Source organism: Pseudoalteromonas sp. T1lg48, assembly GCF_002964785.1.
GTDB lineage: Bacteria > Pseudomonadota > Gammaproteobacteria > Enterobacterales > Alteromonadaceae > Pseudoalteromonas.
Genome location: NZ_PQCC01000004.1, coordinates 566,629 through 582,123 on the forward strand (window position 1 = coordinate 566,629; position 15,495 = coordinate 582,123).

The 15,495-nt window shown below is 50.7% G+C and carries 11 protein-coding genes; 8 read left to right on the forward strand and 3 right to left on the reverse strand.

Annotation, left to right across the window (positions count from 1 at the left end; translation table 11 throughout):
• Positions 1-47: 47 nt before the first annotated feature.
• The 3 genes from C2M29_RS07975 to C2M29_RS07985 all read right to left on the reverse strand — a co-directional run bounded on the left by C2M29_RS07975 (position 48) and on the right by C2M29_RS07985 (position 6,220).
• On the reverse strand, positions 48-650 hold the full coding sequence (locus tag C2M29_RS07975) for a hypothetical protein (RefSeq protein ID WP_105189246.1): 603 nt from the start codon (positions 648-650) through the stop codon (positions 48-50).
• A gap of 58 nt (positions 651-708) precedes the next feature.
• Positions 709-5,334, reverse strand: coding sequence for a carboxypeptidase regulatory-like domain-containing protein (locus tag C2M29_RS07980; RefSeq protein ID WP_158684684.1), 4,626 nt, complete (start codon positions 5,332-5,334; stop codon positions 709-711).
• Between the two features lie 271 nt (positions 5,335-5,605).
• Positions 5,606-6,220, reverse strand: coding sequence for a response regulator transcription factor (locus tag C2M29_RS07985; RefSeq protein ID WP_105189248.1), 615 nt, complete (start codon positions 6,218-6,220; stop codon positions 5,606-5,608).
• 668 nt (positions 6,221-6,888) lie between these two features.
• On the opposite strand from C2M29_RS07985, the gene C2M29_RS07990 reads away from it, so the two are divergent.
• From C2M29_RS07990 to C2M29_RS08025, 8 genes are all read left to right on the forward strand, one after another.
• On the forward strand, positions 6,889-7,575 hold the full coding sequence (locus C2M29_RS07990; RefSeq protein ID WP_105189249.1) for a response regulator transcription factor: 687 nt from the start codon (positions 6,889-6,891) through the stop codon (positions 7,573-7,575).
• Positions 7,565-8,806 (forward strand): sensor histidine kinase, encoded by a 1,242-nt coding sequence (locus tag C2M29_RS07995; RefSeq protein ID WP_105189250.1) that lies wholly within the window; start codon positions 7,565-7,567, stop codon positions 8,804-8,806. The genes C2M29_RS07990 and C2M29_RS07995 overlap by 11 nt, the downstream gene beginning before the upstream one ends.
• Positions 8,807-8,915: 109 nt before the next feature.
• Positions 8,916-9,314 (forward strand): GFA family protein, encoded by a 399-nt coding sequence (locus C2M29_RS08000; protein ID WP_105189251.1) that lies wholly within the window; start codon positions 8,916-8,918, stop codon positions 9,312-9,314.
• A gap of 124 nt (positions 9,315-9,438) precedes the next feature.
• A complete protein-coding gene (locus C2M29_RS08005; RefSeq protein WP_105189252.1) occupies positions 9,439-11,271 on the forward strand; it encodes a serine hydrolase domain-containing protein in 1,833 nt (610 codons plus the stop codon).
• A gap of 224 nt (positions 11,272-11,495) precedes the next feature.
• The gene (locus tag C2M29_RS08010) at positions 11,496-12,452 is read left to right on the forward strand and encodes an HlyD family secretion protein (protein WP_105189253.1); all 957 of its coding nucleotides are present in this window, start codon (positions 11,496-11,498) and stop codon (positions 12,450-12,452) included.
• Positions 12,449-13,375: an ABC transporter ATP-binding protein gene (locus tag C2M29_RS08015; RefSeq protein ID WP_105189254.1), complete on the forward strand. Its 927-nt coding sequence runs from the start codon at positions 12,449-12,451 to the stop codon at positions 13,373-13,375. Before C2M29_RS08010 ends, C2M29_RS08015 begins: the two co-directional genes overlap by 4 nt.
• Positions 13,372-14,484 (forward strand): ABC transporter permease, encoded by a 1,113-nt coding sequence (locus tag C2M29_RS08020; RefSeq protein ID WP_105189255.1) that lies wholly within the window; start codon positions 13,372-13,374, stop codon positions 14,482-14,484. Before C2M29_RS08015 ends, C2M29_RS08020 begins: the two co-directional genes overlap by 4 nt.
• A gap of 154 nt (positions 14,485-14,638) precedes the next feature.
• The gene (locus C2M29_RS08025) at positions 14,639-15,334 is read left to right on the forward strand and encodes a tellurite resistance TerB family protein (RefSeq protein WP_105189256.1); all 696 of its coding nucleotides are present in this window, start codon (positions 14,639-14,641) and stop codon (positions 15,332-15,334) included.
• The last annotated feature ends 161 nt before the right edge of the window (positions 15,335-15,495 follow it).

Genomic DNA, 15,495 nt, shown 5'->3' on the forward strand with positions numbered 1-15,495 from the left:
AGAGCCCGGAGAACATGGAAAGAGGATGTTTGGCGCTCGGCCATCAATTAACGATAGGCCTTTAAGGAAAGGGTCAAGGTGGTGTTGTCCTGAAGTTGCGCCGGCAATTGCGCCGCCAACAACAAGCCGCTGGACAAGGAAGCATGGATTTTTCGCTTTAACAGTGGCGAGGCCGACACCAACAACTTTTCGCTGCGACGTTCAAATTCATTCAGTTGCACCGTCAGATCCTGTAACTGCTTACGTAGAGCCAGGTAACTAGCCTGTAGGGAAGTATTCCCTCCTGCGGCGGCGGTGCCAAAGTTCGCCAGCAGCGCATTATTGGCATCGGCTAATTGGGTTAGCTGTGCACTTAAGTGGTCGACAAAATAATAACTGCCTTTGTCGAAATCTAAGTCAAGTTGACCGCTTGGCTCCAGCACAGGGGATGTTTGCTGTGCATCACTCACCTGCAGCGCTAATTGCTGCACCTGAGCATTTAAATCTAAAAAGCGCGCAACCAGGCGCTCCTGCTCGCTATTAAAAGCGTGTAACTTATTGATCTTGCTTTTTTTCTCCTGTTTCATCGCTTGCCAACTTTGCGCCTCAACCGGTGCGGAAAGAGCGCCGGCAGCTAGGCAAAAAACACCGATAAGAAGTAATTTATTCATGGTTAACTCCTAAGGGAAATAAGGAGCTCTAAGAGCTCCTTAGTTACAGGGTACTACTTTATGCGTTAGCTTTTAGCGCACGACCGTGGCCGCGTCTAAACAAGGCTAACGTGGCCAGTAGCATTAGTACAAATGGGTGGCTGCTACCGCCGCTGCTCTTAGACTTGGCGTCTTCGATCTCAACCGTTGCCAATACCTGGCTTGAAAGCGTTGCGCCGCCGTCAACCTGGTGCAAGCGCACGGAGAAGGACTCGGGCTGTTCTTTCTCGCCGTCGTTCATCACGGCAATGGTGATTTCCTTGTCGCCGTCGTCCAGGTCTTGCCAATGTAATTGACCGCTGGCGCTTTGGTAATCGCTACCGGCAACCGCCGTAGCATCCAAAGTTTCATAGCTTACGCTTAGGGCATTATCGCTGCCGCCTTGACGAGATACGGTCAAGGTCACCGAGCCTTCGTTTTCGTTCACGCGATACTGGCTCACGGTAAAGCCCAACTCACCGGGGGTGCGCTCAAGTACGCTGAGGTTAACCAACACATTTTGCGCTAGGTAAGGCGAATCATTGGCCATCAACAATTGTGCCTGATAGAAGCCAGGCTCCATGTCTTTGGCATCAACATCGATTTGTACTTGCTGCGTCTGTTCCAGAGCAAGTTGACCCTTGCTTGGCGTCGAGCTTAACCAGTCCACTTCTTTGAATTCGCAGACCCCGGTTTCACCAGACTTAATCTGGATCATCTGCTGGCTTTCGATATCCAACACCCACAGGTTGCCGTCGCAATCCAGGCTGATACCAGAGCCACCGCCGTCGGCACGGCCAGGCACTGAATAACCACCGACCACGCGATATTCGTCGCTTACATCCAGCACATAGATATCGATATCCATAGGCGCAAAGCTGTTAGCGGCGACAAACAAGTGATTGGTTGCCGGGTTAAAGGCTAGACCGGCCACAGGCAGACCCACATCGGTCGACTCTAACAAAGTACCATCGCTGGCAAAACGGTGTACCAGACCATCAATAAACGAACCAGAGAAGAATTGGTCGCCATTGGGATCATACGCCAGGCCACGTTGTGAGCTAGGCAGATCTGGACAAATACGGTTACCGGTAGCGCTTAGGCTGTTGGTATCGAATTCATAGATACAACGGTCGCCGCCAACGATGATCTGCCAGAGCTTACCGGTACGCTTATTAAACGCCATGCCGGCATGGGCACCACGGGTGCTTAGCAAGGGGCTCACATCCATGGTTTGATCCGTTTTCGTACCGTCGGTTTTAAAGCGATAGATTTTATCGTCACCACCGAATACACCCAGGTTATTGAGCCATAGATCGCCGGTGCTTTGGTCAAAGGCAACACCATTGGTGGCAACCAGGTCGATCGGCCAGCTTTGTACCAGCTCGGCATTCATTTTCGGTGCATCCGGGAAGATAAATGGCACACGAATATCACGGGTGTTTAAGTCCCATAGATCTTTAGGGCCAAACTTACGGCCACCGATAGCAAACGCAGGACCTACCATGTCTTGGCGCGGCGCCGCATTGATTTCTTCGATATTGAAGTTCAATACGTCCGAACCCTTATTGGCGAGATTCAACGCCGTTGACAGGCTACGGCCACTGGTCACAGACAGCTCCAGAGTTTGCGTATCCACATCCAATTTACCGGCATTAAGCGTGAAGTCCTGCTCTAGCACTTCATTGACCGCCACGCTCAACGTCTCACTTTGTAGCGTATAACCGGCCTGTTTCACCGCCAATTCTACGTCACCCAGATCGGTGAACAGAAGATAGCTACCATCGGCTTTGGTTGATGTGCTGCGACCTTTGTCCGTACTGACGACCGCATTAGCCACCGGCTCGCCGGTATTGGCATCCAGCACGTGTCCCGATACCAGACCACCTTCAACACTGGCACAGCTTTGGGCTATGGTCACATCATCGACTTGGGCCCAGTTATCGAACTGTTCGCCGTCCCAGATTGTGTGATAACGCCAACGTAAACGGAAACTCTGCGCACCTACCAGGTGTTCGGCCAGGTCATAATCGACGCGGAATTCACGCATGGTATTGCCATAGCTCAGCACCGTATTCCAGGCACCGCCGTCAAGACTGATGTCCATATCCAGCATGGAGCCACCGTAGATGCCACCAACGAAGTCCATTTTGAACTGCAAGCTGGTTACACCGTTCAGATCGCTAACCGCAATCTCAGGCGTGATCAGATCCGAGTCGTAACGACCCCAACCATAACGGTCGTTGTCGATAGCCGCGGCATGACCGCTGCCACCGGTATAGTTAGGACGTGCCCAGTCGGTGCTGGTTTTCCAGATAATTTCATCGCTGCTGGCATTATTTACCACGTTCCAACCGGCCGGCGGGAAGGCCGTGCCATCGAAATCTTCAACAATACCCAAAGACTGATAGCCCGGCGCTACACAGGCTTTGCTGTCAACCATCAGGGCAATTTCACCCAGATCATTGGTTTGCAAAGTATCGACTTTCACCTCTTGAGCAACATAGCCCTCGCCCAGTGAGGCAACCTTAATGGCATAAGGCCAGCCTTGATATACTTCGATGCTGAATTCGCCGGTGCTGGAGTCGTTGCTGAAGTTCACATCTTTGGTTAGATCGCCCATCAGGGTTAAAGATGCTGGAATTGGCCAGGCATGACCTGAACCATCGACAACACGACCCACTAGTGTGGTCTTCGGTAGCTCTGACAAGGTGGCATCAACCACTTTTGTGCCATCTTTGACCACATTGATGGCGCTGAAGTCGACCTGCGCATAACCGTAAGCCACCATGGCGACATCATATTCGCCTACCGGGGCCAGAATTTCATAGTAACCAGACTCATCGGTAAAGGTAGTCATGGCACCTACGCTGATCTGCGCTTGCGCTAAAGGTTCTCCGGTACTGCCATACAAATGACCCTTTAGGGTACCTGTTGGGCCTGCGGTACAGTTAGGGAATTTGAACGAGCCGATACGGGTACGCCAGTCAATGCCGCCCGGGTTGGTGTCGCCGTAATATTCCTGGGTATACCAGAAAGTACAGTCATCAACCGGGTCGATGTTCATAGAGCTGTAGTCACCCCAACGGCCATTGGCACCGAGCTGTGAGCTGCCACCAGCAACTATTTCCTGCTCACCCTGAGCCATCATATTAAGAGGGTCTGAGGCTAAACGACCGGTGTAACGTACTGAAGGATAAGTATTTTCGCCGCTTACGGTATAACCTAGGGCCATATTGCCCATGGCATCCATGGCCACACTGCCCATCCAGCGCGAGTCGCCATCTGGCGCATAACTGCCCTGCTGATGCAGTACGGCTTCGGTGCTCGGATTACGAATTTCATACCAGCGCGGGCTCCAACGAGCGGCACCGGTTTCCGTTGGTGTATAAACCGTGTGGTTCACCACCAAAGATTCATGATCGCCAAAGTTACGATACGCCAAGCGGTTCATAAGACGGTAAGGGATTTTATCCAGGTAGTTTTCGGCTGATACACCCGGCTGCGGAATACAGCCGCCGCTGCAGCTGCTGAAATCCATACCGGTCACCGGCACCGCGGCCACCTGCTCAAAGGTTGAGTTTTCTGGGTTTTCCCAGTCTGCTTTAAAGGCCCAGACATGCATTTCGTCGCTGTCGTAACCTTGCGACTCATCGATGGGTTGCAAGAAGTAGTTCGGCGCGCCCTCTGGCGGCGGCGTCATACCATCGAGATCGGACGGTAACATACCACCGAGTACTGGATGCGGATCGTCGAAATAGATCATCCGCGCCGATTCGCCGCGCAACATTTTATCACGCTCAAAGGCAACGACACCGGCACCACCCCACTGATCTTCACGACCATCAAGGTAGAATTGGTTGACCGACATATAATAGCCATCGGGCCAAACACCGAAGTGCGGATAGTCGTTCATTTTGACTTCACTGATTTTGAAGTCGTATAAGTGCCACTCGCCGGTCGGATCCGAGGTTTTGGAGATGGCGATACATTCATGATAATCGCTTGGGTTGATGGCAAACTGACTCACCATCCAACGCTCCGCAAATTGGTCGTACAGTACAATGGGGTCGCCATCGTTATTCGACGCACAGATACCACCGAGTTCATTCCACAGGGCATTGGTCGGGGTTGGCTCAATCAGCATATTGCCTTGCTTATCCCATACCGCAAACGACACGTTCACCATTTGCACATAGTGATTCGGGCCGACATCACCTACGGTGTCGGGCGGTGCTACGCGGTTGACGTTATCGACGCCGTCAAAGCTTAACAGCGGCGCCGGCATGGTATCGCCGGCAAAGTCGGTTTGCACGTTTTTCGCCGCCATATACGGCTCAAGCATGGATAGATTGCTGTATGTGTCTAATGACGATGCATGTTTTTGCGATTCGCTGGTTACAAACGGCAGCTCGAAGTTTTGAATCACTTCGCTGGTTTTACGCGACACTTCACCGCTGATGGCATCCATTTTACCGATCTGCAGGCGTGCTTTAGCGTCTTTATTGACCGCTGCGGCCAACTGAATTAAAGGGCGAGTTGTGGTGTGTACCACAGCTTCATTGACGATCGGCTGTGCCGATTTTGCATAACTGACCGGGCCAGCAACCAACGTTGCTGCACCCAAGGAGATGCATAAGCTAATTTGTGACTTTTTGAAATTCATCAAAAGCCTCCTCAACATGTGTTTGTCGGTTTCCCTAAGGCGGGGGAAACGCATTTGCCCGACGCGGCAGATGCACACGCGAGCGCTTATTGAGTTTGGTTTTGTATACTTGGCCAGTTCAATTTACAGAAAACACACGAGCGCTAACTGACAAAAGTCAGTTAGCGTTATATTTATGTAAAAAAGATGTGTTATAGAAAGATAAATGGCGCCCTGAGAGACCAGCGTCGGCACCTCAGGGCTGGGACCTCAGGGCTGGGATAGATGAGCGCTAAGAGTCTAGCAGGGTGTTCATTCGAACCAGCTCGGCTAACGAACGCACGGCCATTTTTTTAAACACCCGGGCGCGGTGAATTTCCACCGTGCGCTGGCTCACACCCAGCTCGATGGCCATCACCTTATTAGCCTTGCCGGCGACCACCAGATCATAAATTTCGCGCTCCCGGTTAGTAAGGGTTGCCAGGCGCTTTTTAATCTCGGCCTGTCCCGCTTGCCCCGCCCTGGCCTCCTTGTCTTTTTTCAAGGCGCCATAAATGCATTCAAGCAGGTCATTGTCTCTAAATGGTTTTTCAATTAGATCAAAGGCACCCTCGCGCATCGCCCGCACCGCCAGTGAAACATCGGCATGGCCGCTGATAAAAATAATGGGAAGCTTGGCATTAATGTCACTTAAGCGCTTTTGCAACTCCATGCCGTTCATGTCGGGCATACGAATATCAAGCAGCAGGCAGCCACTCATGTCGTCGTTGTAGGCATCGAAAAACTGCTGCGCCGAGGCATAGGTATGGGTGTTTAATTCGACGGATTGCAGCAACTCGGCAATGGCATCAAGCACCACAGGATCGTCATCAACTACATACACGCTTTGGGTTTCACTACCACTCATAAGCCTTACACCGTGAATAGTTATTTAGTTTTTGTGATTATTTTATTAGTGCATATTTTGCCGTAAATATCCACCTTAGTGACATATTGGCCGCGGTTTTGCTGGGCGTCAGTGATTAAAGATTCAAGCCAAAAGCCCGGTGCAAGCGAATAGGGCTTGTGCCACCTCTCGTTAATCTGGATAGCTTTTTGCTAATTTGCACAAAAATATTGTTCCCGCCAATACGTTCATCCAAAGCTTTAAATGGGCCATGACTCAAAAAGTCAGTTGTAAAAAGCAGCGAAATGTCTGATGACTATGGAAGTGTTTCTGAAAATTTATGAGGAAATGCTCGCTCTTCAAGGCAAGCGTATTAAACAGCCGAACATAAAAAGCTTACGGCTCGGGTAAACACCTTGTCATGCTTCTCTTTTGGAGAACACCCCGGTCATCTCTGCGCCATCCACCAGCAACTTTAATGACGTTCTAATTTATTGATATTAATGTGGATATTGATTTGGTATAAACCCATTATGACCTTGAACGCAGGATAAGTGACTATCAAACGAAAAACTGCTCCGCAAACTCACGCCCATTATTCACTCCGTTGTTTTACTGGCGTCTCCCAGAGTCCACAGGTGTATTTAATTCGAATTTTTATAACAAGTATGTGAGGATCTGAGTACTCAATGAAGGTGTTACTTATCGAAGACAACGAGGTGCTCGCAAGGCAGATCGTTGAGTTTATGGAAGAGCAAGCGCTGATTGTCGACCATGCAATGAATGCGCGCCAAGGCACGCATCTGGCGCTCAGTGAAACCTATGATGTGATTATCGTCGATGTAATGCTGCCTGACGACAATGGCTTTAATGTTACCCATACTATTAAACAAGAATCGCGCATTCACCTCCCTGTGCTTATGTTGACCGCCAGAAATGCCCTTGCGGATAAAACCCAGGGATTTGCTGCGGGGGCGGACGATTACCTAACAAAGCCGTTTGATTTGCATGAATTGCTGCTCCGGTGTCAGTCGCTCTGTCGTCGCCACCAATTGTACCAGCCGAAGGTATTGAAGGTAGGGCCACTTGCGCTGGATACGGTTGCCAAAACGGCGATTAGAGACGAACAACCGCTGCAGCTTGGGCAGATCCCATTTCAAATTCTTGAATTACTGGTAGCGGCCTATCCGCAACCCGTTAGCCGGGCTTGGCTCATTCATAAAATTTGGGGCGATACCCCACCCGACACCGACGCGCTGAAGTCCCACATCTATCAGTTAAGACAGGCGCTAGACAGAAATTTTGCTCACCCCATGCTCAAAACCGTAACCAACCTGGGCTATCGGCTAGAATTGGTGCCAACGCATGACCTATAGTATTCAGCGTAAGGTTCTGATATTACTTGTTTCTTTTGCATTTCTCTTGTCGGCAATGTTCTCGGGGATTGCCTTTTTGGTGAGCTTTGCAACCGAAGATCAAATGATAGAGAACGTGTTGACGCAAGAGGCGCAATACCTGCGAACACGCTATCAAGACGGACACCCTCTCACCTCCCGATTTGCCAATATAGTGGTGTTTGCGCCCGATGTCGCATTGCCCGATGAATATCAAACATTGCTTGACGCTGCGTCCATGGGTGATCCCGAAGTTACCGGGGAAGGCGAACAACATTGGCACATCAAAACAGTCGAGTTAGCCAATAACCAGCGCGCGTATCTGTTTCTCAATGCCACCGCATGGCTGGCAATGCCGTCGTTGCAAGAAAACATGACGATTCTTTTATCTGTACTCATTGCTATCTCACTGCTGATTGCCTTGGCCTTTGCTTACCTATTAACGCGAAAAATCACCTCGCCACTTGTTCATCTTGCCGGGCTACTGTCAACGCAACCACACTTGATTGCGACGTCAGCCGTGCTCAAAAGGCAAGATGAAATAGGTCTACTTGCCAGAGAATTCGAGCATGCACTCAGTGCGCTGCAAAACTCATTGTTGCGCGAAAGCGACTTCACTCGGGATGTCGGTCATGAATTGCGAACACCGCTTGCGGTGATTAAAAACTACCTGACCCTGCAACGAGGGCGAACCCTGCAGCCTGGTGAGTTGGCGGAGCTGACGACTCAGGTGAACTATGTCACCAACTGCGTGGACTCCCTTATCGCCTTGGCGAGGGCCGAAGACGTCGAAAAGCACACCTTCTCACTGCGCCACACCATTGAAGAGACATTGATGAGTGCATTGAGCCCGGAACAACTAGATGCGTTTGAGTTCATCATCAATGTGCCCTATGACTTAAAAATAACAGCCCACAAAGCATTGTGTATTGTGTTGATCCGCAACCTACTAGGTAATGCACTCAACCACGCCAAGACCCCGCAACTCGTGATAGAGGCGACGCAGCACTATTGGCGCTTTAGTAATGATGCTAGCCACATGCCCAAGTCACCGATGTCACGTCATACCAAGGGAGAATCCAGTGCAGGGATCGGCCAAGGTCTTTACTTAGTCAATCGCATCGCGAGCGCACAACATTGGCAATGTGACTACACCTTTGTAGACAATAAATTCACCCTCACTTTTTACTGGCCGAGCAGCTCTGGTGAGTAATTTTAGTCAGGATTAAGCTAGAAAAAACCAGTTGAGATTACCGATTTCACCTCCTTTTCACCTCCTGTTGGTTACACTGCGAATTCAGTGGAACCGTGGAGGTGAAATCATGATTAAAGGAAGCTGTTGCTGTAAAGCGGTGCAATTTGAGTTGAGTGAAACGCCCGATATGTTGGGCATGTGCCATTGCAGTCGCTGCCGTAAAGTCGGCGCCAGCGCGCTCGCGTTGATTAAGGCAAATACATTGAGTATCACCGCGGGGCGTAACCATATTGCCACATATAAAGCCACCGCTGAGCACAAATACGATCGCTGTTTTTGTTCTCTGTGTGGCACGGCTTTGGGGGAGATGCTATCGTCGTCTGCGTCATTTCCGATTAATGCTCATTGCATTGACAGCGATATTGCGATGGAAAACGCATTCCATGAATTCGTTGCGGACAAACCAACTTGGTTCAAAATCGGTGATTGCGCCCAGCAATTTGCAGCACATCCAGTTGAACAATAAATAAATCCCTGGAGCGAGTGGCGCGTCAACTAGGGCTAAAAAAGAAAAAGTGCAGCTCTGAGCGAGATGCAGTGAGCATAAACACTTGGGTGACAATTGCTAAGTCACTCTTTACGGGGAAGAAATGAATACATTGTGTAAATGGATACTCACGTTGGCTATTGTCTGGCTTGCGTTGTGTACATCAGTTCAAGCAGGTGAACACCTTGTTGAAACTCAATTTCAGGAAAAACTTGAACAAAGGGTTAAACAGGAAGCGCTAACCGGTGCCGTATGGGCCACCATCACTGAGCATGAAATTGCTACGGGCGCCGTGGGCCTTGCAAACGCGCAAAGCAAAGAGGCGATGAGCCCCAACAGCAAGGTACAAACGGCCTCTGTGGTCAAAACCCTGATAGCAACTGGGGTGCTGCGACTTGTCACCGAGGAGAAATTGACTCTGGAAACGCCCGTTGCAACCCTGCTGCCTGATATTGTATTCGACAACCCATGGGCATCAACTGATCCTGTGCGCGTGCGACATCTGCTGGATCACACCTCGGGATTAGACGATGCAGACCTTTGGCAAATCATGACGGTGGAAGCTAAGCCCGACACCCCACTTATTGACGGTATGCAGACGGGGCCACTGTTGATCCGCAGTCGACCAGGCAGCCGCGTGTCCTATTCTAACCAGGGCTATACGCTCATTGGCATGCTCATCGAGCAGGTGACGGGTGAGCGTTACGAGCATTATCTTGATACGCACTTTTTACGTCCCTTAGGGATGCACATGAGTACCTTCAAGTTTGTTTCCCAACAGGGGCAACACGCCGATTCAGCCTTGGCGATGGGACACTTTGAAAACGGGGTCACGCAAGCGACTTTGCCCCTTTATCTGCGCCCTGCCGGACAATTCACCACCACGGCCAAGGATATGGCGCTGTTCGCACGCTTTTTAATGAGCAAGGGGGAGCTTGATGGCGAGGTCTTTATTGCAGAAGATCTACTCAATTCTATGGCGGTGCCGGTAGCAACTGAGGCGGCAATGGCCGGGCTTACGGAGGTGGGCTATGCATTGGGGATGACCAGCCGAGATAGGCATGGCGTGTTAGGCAAATGCCACAATGGCTCTACCGTGGGTTTTCGTACCAATTTCTGCGTGTTTCCACAGCAGAATAAGGCGTTTTTTGTTGCCTTTAATGCCGACGTAGAGACCGCTGACTACAAAAGATTCGACAAGATGTTGATCGAGCAACTCGGTCTTGAGCCATTGGTACCTAAGGCAACGGCTACCCCCCTGGCGAATGTAAGCGACTGGCAGGGCACCTATGTACTGGCGCCAAGTCGCAATGAGAGCTTTGCCTACCTAGATTATGTGTTGCACTTCGCGCGCCTTGGTTGGGACGGGCAGGCTTTACAGCTCGCACCATTTCAAGGAAAAACGAAAGAACTCGTCCCCGTCGGTGACGCGTTTTTTCGAGATAAGGATAGAACCCAAGCGTCTCACGTACTGATGACCTCTGCGGATGGTAAACGAATTATCAGTGATGGTTTTAGAACCTATCAACAAATCAGCTCATGGAAGATAGTACCTATCTGGGTCAGCCTAGTGCTAGGTTTGCTCGGTATCGTTTGGCTGTTTATAAGCGGTGTTGGGTCTGTGATGCTGCGTAAGTTAACGACGTCGTCTGCCTTGTTTGTCCCCTTTCTCTCCTGCGTGGCATTATTGCTTCCCATCCCGCTGTTTTTCAGCCAATCTTTTTTGCAATTGGGGGATCTGACACCCGCCAGTGCGGTACTGAGTGTGGTAACCGCCCTGTTACCTTTAGCGATGATTTATGGGCTTTGGCGCTCAATGCGCTCGCCAGAGGTTGGGGTCAGTGCATGGTTAAATACCTTGGCAATGCTGGTGGTGCTGCAATGGTGTGTTGTTCTTGCGTTCTGGGGTCTAATGCCAATGAACTTATGGGGTTAAATGTAGCAAAGTAATAATCGAACCAAGCTGGCGCCGTGCTTAGGCGCGGCTTGATTTAGACATTATCAATTTACTGAAAATAGAAAAACACATACCGTGTTTATCGTCTGAACGCGCGCGGCTGAGCAACTGTTTGAAAAACAACCTTTCATAGTTTTAAATTAAATTACACTTATATCTAAATGTGCGTTATTCCTATTTGCCGCTAACTCTAGGTTCGCTAAATGAAATTTAGATTCACCCCGCTCTTGTGCACCTTGCTGATGACATTAATGGCATGCACTGACAGCGACTCCAATACCGCGTTCGGTATTCTTGAGCGAGACAGAATCACGCTGTTGGCCACATCCAATGAAATCATCATGGCACAGCCGATTGCAGAAGGATCGCAGGTAAAAGCGGGCGATATTCTCGTTGAGTTTAATCACACCAAACAATTGGCGACCTTAAACAAGGCCAAGGCGGTTGAGCAGCAAGCGCAAATGCAGCTGACAAAATTACTCAATGGCGAGCGCGAGGAAGACATTCTCGCTGGCGAAGCGAACTTGGCCTCGGCAAACGCCACCGCACATGAAGCCGAGTTGCAGCTTAGTCGCACACAAGAGTTGGTGTCCAAATCCCTGGCCTCACAAAGAGAGTTAGACAGTGCCATTGCAGCCTGGGAGTTAGCCAAAGCGGCGGTCGAGGTAGCCCAGCAAAACCTCAAAAAACTCCTTAACGGGGCGCGCATTGAAGACATTCAACTGGCCAGAGCGGCACTCGCGGCGGCCCGAGCGGATGTGGAATATGAACAAACCGTCTTGGCAGAGCTTACGGTCAGGGCATCCCGCGACGGTATTTTAGACTCACTCCCATACAATGTAGGTGAGCGGGTGGATGAACACAGTGTGGTCGCCATTTTACAGGCTAACAGCACCCCCTATGCCCGAGTCTATGTGCCCGAGCCTTACAAGGCGAACATAATCGCCGGTAAAGAAGTCATGGTGCGTATCGATGGGGTGGAAAAAGAGGTCGCCGGCATCATACGTTGGGTGTCTGTGGAGCCCGCCTTTACACCCTATCGCAGCATGAGCGAAGGCGATCGCTCGCGTCTGGTCTATTTGACCGAAATTGACCTACCAGCAAGCACCAAGGCCCTGCCTGCGGGCATTCCAGTGCAGATCAAGTTGGACTCATTATGACCGAACTGGTGATTCAAGCGCACAATCTCAGCAAACAGTTTGGCACCTTAAAAGCCGTGGACAACATTTCGCTGAAGGTGGAAAAAGGCAATATCTATGGCTTTTTAGGGCCCAATGGCTGCGGCAAGTCGACCACCATTCGGGTGCTTACCGGGTTACTTACGCCAACCACCGGCCAAGTTGAGGTATTGGGGCTGGCCATTCCTCGCCAAGCAGACGCATTAAGGCTAAGGATCGGCTATATGACCCAGAAGTTCTCCTTGTATGAAGATTTAACGGTGGAAGAAAACCTGTTTTTTATGGGGCAGATTTACGGTTTAGCTGGCATAGAGCTCAAAGCTCGCTGCCTAGAGCAAATCGACACCTACGGGCTGCATGCCTTACAAAAGCAAATGGTCGGCGGCATGAGTGGCGGAGAAAAACAACGTTTATCCCTGGCCTGCGCGACCATCAATAAACCAGAGCTGTTGTTTCTCGATGAGCCCACCTCCGCCGTGGACCCGGAAAATCGACGGGATTTTTGGGAGAAGCTATTCGACTTATCCGAGCAAGGCACCACCATCTTGGTCACCACCCATTATATGGACGAAGCGGAACGATGCCACCGCTTGGCGATTATGGAGTCTGGGGCAATACGCGCCGATGGCTCGCCGGATGAATTAATGCAGAAGATGGGGGTGAACATTGTTGAGGTCAAAACCTCCGGTTTGCGCTCATTAAAATCTAAACTGATCGCCAATGAACAGGTGCGCTCCGCCGCACAGCTAGGAGTGCGCCTGCGCGTCCTCGTCTATGAGCAAATACCCAACCCAATCGACTGGCTTAAATCCCAGTACCCAGAGCTACACAATGCAGAGCTCACCCAGGCTCGCCCAACATTGGAAGATGTGTTTGTGAGCGTGACCGGAGCCAGCAGAGAATGATTTCCTTTGCCCGCATTCGTGCGGTGATGTTCAAAGAAGTAAAGCAACTGGCACGGGATAGGCTCACCTTTGCCATGATAGTAATGATCCCCTTAATACAACTGACGCTGTTTGGTTACGCCATCAATACCGATGTGCGTCATATCCCCGTTGCGCTGGTTGATCAAAGCCATAATCAAACCGGCCGTTTACTGCTTGAAACCGTGCGGGCGACCCAAATAGTGAATTTCACCAAGACCTTTGACACCCCGGAAGCGGCAAAGGCTGCTATTGGAACGGGCGAAGTACGGGCCGTGCTCGTCATTCCCCATGATATAAACCAGCGCCTGGCGCAACAACGCGCCCTTGCCCACTGGCTGGTGGATGGCACCGACAGCGTGATTGGCGGCGCCATCTCCGGCTTGCAGAATATGCCGTTTACCCTGGACCCCAAATCTGCCAATGCCGGGCAGACATTACTCGATGCCAACAATACCTTCGAAGTGGCACTTTATTACAACCCCAGCCGCAGAACGGCGGTGAATATAGTGCCCGGATTACTTGCGGTGATCTTGAGTATGACCATGGTGCTGTTCACCAGCATTGCCATTGTCCGTGAACGCGAAAGAGGCAATCTGGAGCTTTTAATCACAACGCCGGTGCGCCCCTTGGAGCTGATGATAGCCAAGATTGTCCCCTATATTTTCGTTGGTTTAATTCAGGTGGTGATAGTCTTAGGCTTGGGCTACCTGATGTTTGATGTACCTATTCATGGCAAGCCTCATGAGATTTTGCTCGGTTCACTGTTGTTTATCTCCGCAAGCCTGGCGTTAGGGCTTTTGATTTCGACCCTGGCACGCAGTCAGTTGCAGGCAATGCAGATGACCCTGTTCGTGCTGCTGCCCTCCATTTTACTGTCGGGGTTTATGTTTCCCTACGAAGGCATGCCCGTCGCCGCTCAATGGATTGCTGAAGCCCTGCCCGCCACCCATTTTATGCGTATTATCAGGGGGCTAGTGCTGCGCAGCGCTGAGCTCTCCAGTTTATGGCAAGACTCGCTGTGGCTTGGCGCCTTTACCCTTTTTGGCGTTTTCTTTGCCGCCAGACGCTTCACTAAAACGCTGGATTGATAGCCACTTGTCCCAAATCCAGGTTTAAAAAGTGCTGTTAGTCGACACCATGTAGACTTAGCGCCGACTCTGTAGCGCTTTGTAACAAAACCGGCGTTTTCATTTCAAAACAATTGGCATAAGGTGTGACCAACACAGAGAAAAGGATGCAGTGATGAAAGAATTACAAAAACTCGTGGGCAGCCTGAATAAATCCGGGGCGCTCAGCGGCTTTTTAGGCGGCGTGGCCGGCGGCGGATTGACCAGCCTGGCCACGGGAAAAAAAGGCAAGAAAGTCGGTAAAAAGGCGCTTAAATACGGAGCCCTGGCCGCGGTCGGAGGGCTTGCCTGGAAGGCCTATCAGCAATACTCGCAAAAAAGCGATGCCAGGCAGAGCAATCAAGTACACAAAGAGTACCAAGGGCACTCAGACAATCACGGTGGCCGCATCTTTGATTACACCCCAGATCGTATGCCCGAGCAGGCGTTTGAGGACGTGATCGATGATAACAATGAGTCGGGACAATTATTGTTAATGCGAGCGATGATCGCCGCCGCCTATGCAGATGGTCATATCGACGAATTAGAACGACAAAAAATCTTCGCCAGCGTGGAAAATATGGCGCTCACGGTCGAGGAAAAAGCCATGCTCTTTGACGAATTACGCCAGCCCCTGACCTTGTCTGAGCTGGTGAGCGCGATACCGGATGCGCAAACCGGCATTGAGGTCTACGCCGCCAGCGTCGACGCCATCGATCTAACGCAGCCCGCATCAAGGCTATACCTCGATGCGCTGGCAAATCAGCTGTGCATACCACAGGAATTGGTGACCAGCATTCATAACCAATTGGTACATCAACAAAACCTCTAGCACTTTTCAAAAGAACATATCGAGCCTCGCTGCTATGCGGGGCTTTTGTGTCTCTACTTTTAGGCTTACTCCTAAAGTACCAATCACACCATCGAACATTGCTAAGCCCCAGAAGACTTCTAGACTTAGGAGATTAAGCAGTTCTGTGCAGCCGTTCTTGG

What these genes read in the sequence shown, in the direction of transcription:
- C2M29_RS07975 (WP_105189246.1), bottom strand. Translation starts at nt 650, where the DNA reads ATGAATAAATTACTTCTTATCGGTGTTTTTTGCCTAGCTGCCGGCGCT.
- C2M29_RS08025 (WP_105189256.1), top strand. Translation starts at nt 14,639, where the DNA reads ATGAAAGAATTACAAAAACTCGTGGGCAGCCTGAATAAATCCGGGGCG.
- C2M29_RS08010 (WP_105189253.1), top strand. Translation starts at nt 11,496, where the DNA reads ATGAAATTTAGATTCACCCCGCTCTTGTGCACCTTGCTGATGACATTA.
- C2M29_RS07985 (WP_105189248.1), bottom strand. Translation starts at nt 6,220, where the DNA reads ATGAGTGGTAGTGAAACCCAAAGCGTGTATGTAGTTGATGACGATCCT.
- C2M29_RS08005 (WP_105189252.1), top strand. Translation starts at nt 9,439, where the DNA reads ATGAATACATTGTGTAAATGGATACTCACGTTGGCTATTGTCTGGCTT.
- C2M29_RS07980 (WP_158684684.1), bottom strand. Translation starts at nt 5,334, where the DNA reads ATGAATTTCAAAAAGTCACAAATTAGCTTATGCATCTCCTTGGGTGCA.
- C2M29_RS07995 (WP_105189250.1), top strand. Translation starts at nt 7,565, where the DNA reads ATGACCTATAGTATTCAGCGTAAGGTTCTGATATTACTTGTTTCTTTT.
- C2M29_RS08000 (WP_105189251.1), top strand. Translation starts at nt 8,916, where the DNA reads ATGATTAAAGGAAGCTGTTGCTGTAAAGCGGTGCAATTTGAGTTGAGT.
- C2M29_RS08020 (WP_105189255.1), top strand. Translation starts at nt 13,372, where the DNA reads ATGATTTCCTTTGCCCGCATTCGTGCGGTGATGTTCAAAGAAGTAAAG.
- C2M29_RS08015 (WP_105189254.1), top strand. Translation starts at nt 12,449, where the DNA reads ATGACCGAACTGGTGATTCAAGCGCACAATCTCAGCAAACAGTTTGGC.
- C2M29_RS07990 (WP_105189249.1), top strand. Translation starts at nt 6,889, where the DNA reads ATGAAGGTGTTACTTATCGAAGACAACGAGGTGCTCGCAAGGCAGATC.